Source organism: Vulcanisaeta sp. EB80, assembly GCF_002078205.2.
In genome coordinates this window covers 1-3060 of sequence record NZ_LCWN02000152.1, presented here as the reverse complement: position 1 = coordinate 3060, position 3060 = coordinate 1, and the positions used below count along the sequence as shown (strand labels likewise).

Here is a 3060-nt window from a genome sequence, read left to right as displayed (position 1 = left end):
GTCAACGTAATATCACCAGGTTCAAAACCGTAGGTGCTCACGAAATCGTCACGCATGTTGCCGAACTTGCCTCTAACGTTGTTTATCACGTCCATGGATGCCTTGAATATATCGGCTGGGTTAACATCGACCTCTGTGGAAACCTCACTGGAGAATCTAATACTTGCCTTTTTGGCGCAGATTACCTGCCCCATATCCTTATCCTCAACAGTCTCAACGCCATTGTATACGGAGAGCATCGAGCCACTTGCTTTGACGCCAGTTGGTGAGCTTGGGGTTGATTGCATGTAGCACTCAATGCCACCCATTAGGTATGTTGGGTAAAAGTCCTCATTAATATTGAAGAAACCCTTGAAGGCATTGACTAGGTAATTACCTGGGTTATAGTTGGGTTCCGTGATTGATGATTGAATTAGAAAAACCCTCTTGTCGCCCTCAACTGTGCCGAGGCTAACCTGTTGTGTCTCAAAGCCTGAAACGCCTTTGTAAATATCGACGTATTTTGAGAAGCTGCTTCTGATTTCATCAGCCATATAACGGGCGGAGCCCGACAGCGCATTCATTATCTCCCTTATTATTTGCTCCTCATTACCAACCTGTTCCACCTAATCGCCGATGTTCAACATGGTGAGCTGTTTAATAAATGTTTCTAAAGAGATCTCAAGGGAATATAAATCGACGGGTTAACCGAACTAAAAGTTAATTTAGGATCGAATTAATCAGTAAATGATTTGTGGATGGAGGGCAAAATACCGTTAATTGAGGGGTATAGGGAGGCTTACATCAAGGTTCGAATTATCGAGAGCCTCCAGGGGCTTTAGTTAGCTGTAAGACTGCTTAAGGAGGGTTTCAGTAGGAATGCGGCAAGTAAAGTATTCATGGCTTGGAAAGCAATGATCAGCGCGCTCGTGGTGGCGAATCTCGAAAAAATGCCTAGGGATGATAAGGAGAGGGAGTGGTACATGAAGGCGGGCTTCCTCGCGCCAAACACAGGGTTAAAGGGGATATCGCAGAGGCTCGAGAAGCTTGGTTATAAAGTGCTTGATTTAACGTCGACGGCGCTCGCCCTCCATAGGTACTCATACAACGGCCTATACAAGGGCGCCAGTGACTATGCCACGAGGGAGGAGGCTATTAGGGATATTCAACACGTCGCTAGGGAATTACTTAGGTTAGTTAAGGAACACTTATCGAAGTATTGGGACGACGAGATCGAGGAGAACTACAGAACCGCCGAGAAGCTACTTAACGAATTGAAGTCCTAATCACCGCTTCCTACTTCTGGATATCCTCCACTCATCCTCCGCACTCATACACTCTACGCCGTATTCGCGGCATAGGGTCAGTACGTCCTTAAGGACTGTGCTCCACCAGGACCTGGACGGTGTATTAACGGGGCCGAGCCTATTACCCATTACCTTGATCACCAACGGTCTCGGTCTAAACCTATCGATTATCAATTGAGAGCCTGTGTTTCTCGCGAGCCTTATTATTGGTTCGTAATCCTCCCTCTTATCGTTTATGCGTGGTGTATGCTGGAGCGGCGCAACGAATGAGGTACTGACACTGGCTGAGTTAATAGGCATGCCCATAGTGACGACACTGCCTGGTAAGAACTGCGTGCCTGGTAATCACCCACTGGTCATGGGACCTGCGGGTATGCACGGTAGGTTGGAAGCGGATGCTGCTTTAATAAACGCTGACGTGATCTTAGCCGTCGGCACCAGGTTTAGTGATAGAACAGTGGGTAACTTCAACGAGTTCAGGAGAGGCAGGAAAATAATACATATCGACATCGATAGGAGCGAGATAGGAAAAAACGTGAAGCCGGAGGTTGGTATTGTTGGTGATGCCAAGGCTGTCTTATCTATGATGATAGGCATGGTGCCCAAGGCCCTGGAGAGAAGGCATGATGATTTCATAAGGTGGTTAAGGAGTATTAAGGAGAGTTATGAGGAGTACAGGAGTAAAGTACCCTTTGAGGGCTTCGCGCCATGGAGGGTCCTTAAGGTGTTGAGGGAGGTCATGCCACCACACGCAATAACGACAACGGGGGTTGGTAGTCACCAGATGTGGAGCGAACTTCACTGGGACGTTTATGTACCTGGCACATTCATAACGAGCGCAGGGCTTGGTACAATGGGTTTCGGAATACCCGCAGCCCTTGGCGCAAAGATAGCGAGGCCTGATGTGCCTGTGTTGGATATTGATGGTGACGGTTCGTTCCAAATGACAATGCAGAACCTAGCCCTGGTCCGTGAGTACAACCTGCCAATTATAGTCGCGATATTCGATAATTCCACATTGATGCTCGTGAGGCATTGGCAGGTTATGCTATATAGTAGGAGGATAATTGCCGTGGACTTTAACGTTAACCCCGACTTCATGAAGATAGCCGAGGCCTATGGGATAGAGGGTGTTAGGCCTAGTAACTATGATGAACTTAGGGCTTCGGTGGCTAGGGCTGTGAGGAATAATGAGCCATTAATCATCGACATAACAATCGATAGAGAGAGGGATTTCGTACTGCCCTTCGTACCCTCCGGTAAATGGCTTGAGGAGGTTATAATGCCCGAGGGGTTTCACGTGAACCTCAGATACGTGGGTGATGGTTATGGGAAATGACTTCTCCATAGAATTAACCATGAGTAATGAGATGAACCCCCTGGATGCCGTGGTTAGGGCTATGAATATCATCCGGAGGGGTAAGATTGCTATTAACCACATAATTATTGACATGAGCGATTCCGTGATAAGGATTTCTATGGCAGTTAGGGGTGAGGAGGACGAGGTTAGGTGGGTTTGTAATAAGCTTGACAAGCTCTATGATACAGTAAATGTTAAATATATGCCTATAGAATTACAGGCGAATATGGTGGTGATGGGTAATGGCAAAAATATACAAAGATAGGGATGCCGACTTATCAATAATCATGGGTAGGACAATAGCTGTACTCGGCTACGGAATTCAGGGTAGGGCTTGGGCACTAAATATGAGGGATAGTAAGTTAAGGGTCATTGTGGGGGTCAGGCCAGGTAAAAGTTTTGACCTAGCTAAGC

At 47.0% G+C, this 3060-nt stretch carries 3 protein-coding genes and 3 pseudogenes; 4 read left to right on the top strand and 2 right to left on the bottom strand.

All coding sequences use genetic code 11. The features are described from left to right. A partial coding sequence (locus B7L70_RS12810; protein WP_081228490.1) for a hypothetical protein occupies positions 1 to 605 on the bottom strand: 605 nt, incomplete at its 3' end. Positions 606 to 737: 132 nt separating this feature from the next. Here B7L70_RS12810 and B7L70_RS12805 point away from each other — a divergent pair. Next, positions 738 to 1265, top strand: a pseudogene (locus B7L70_RS12805) (PaREP1 family protein). On the opposite strand, the gene B7L70_RS13110 reads toward B7L70_RS12805, so the two are convergent. After that, positions 1266 to 1592, bottom strand: a complete 327-nt coding sequence (locus B7L70_RS13110; RefSeq protein ID WP_143701665.1) for a hypothetical protein — start codon at positions 1590 to 1592, stop codon at positions 1266 to 1268. On the opposite strand from B7L70_RS13110, the pseudogene B7L70_RS12795 reads away from it, so the two are divergent. The 3 genes and pseudogenes from B7L70_RS12795 to B7L70_RS12785 all read left to right on the top strand — a co-directional run. Beyond that, positions 1528 to 2625, top strand: a pseudogene (locus tag B7L70_RS12795) (thiamine pyrophosphate-binding protein); the annotation flags it as partial. The gene B7L70_RS13110 and the pseudogene B7L70_RS12795 overlap by 65 nt on opposite strands. Further along, positions 2615 to 2911, top strand: coding sequence for an ACT domain-containing protein (locus B7L70_RS12790; protein ID WP_238376272.1), 297 nt, complete (start codon positions 2615 to 2617; stop codon positions 2909 to 2911). The pseudogene B7L70_RS12795 and the gene B7L70_RS12790, both read left to right, overlap by 11 nt. Beyond that, positions 2889 to 3060, top strand: a pseudogene (locus tag B7L70_RS12785) (ketol-acid reductoisomerase); the annotation flags it as partial. The gene B7L70_RS12790 and the pseudogene B7L70_RS12785, both read left to right, overlap by 23 nt.

What these genes read in the sequence shown, in the direction of transcription:
- B7L70_RS13110 (WP_143701665.1), bottom strand. Translation starts at nt 1,592, where the DNA reads ATGGGCATGCCTATTAACTCAGCCAGTGTCAGTACCTCATTCGTTGCG.
- B7L70_RS12790 (WP_238376272.1), top strand. Translation starts at nt 2,615, where the DNA reads ATGGGAAATGACTTCTCCATAGAATTAACCATGAGTAATGAGATGAAC.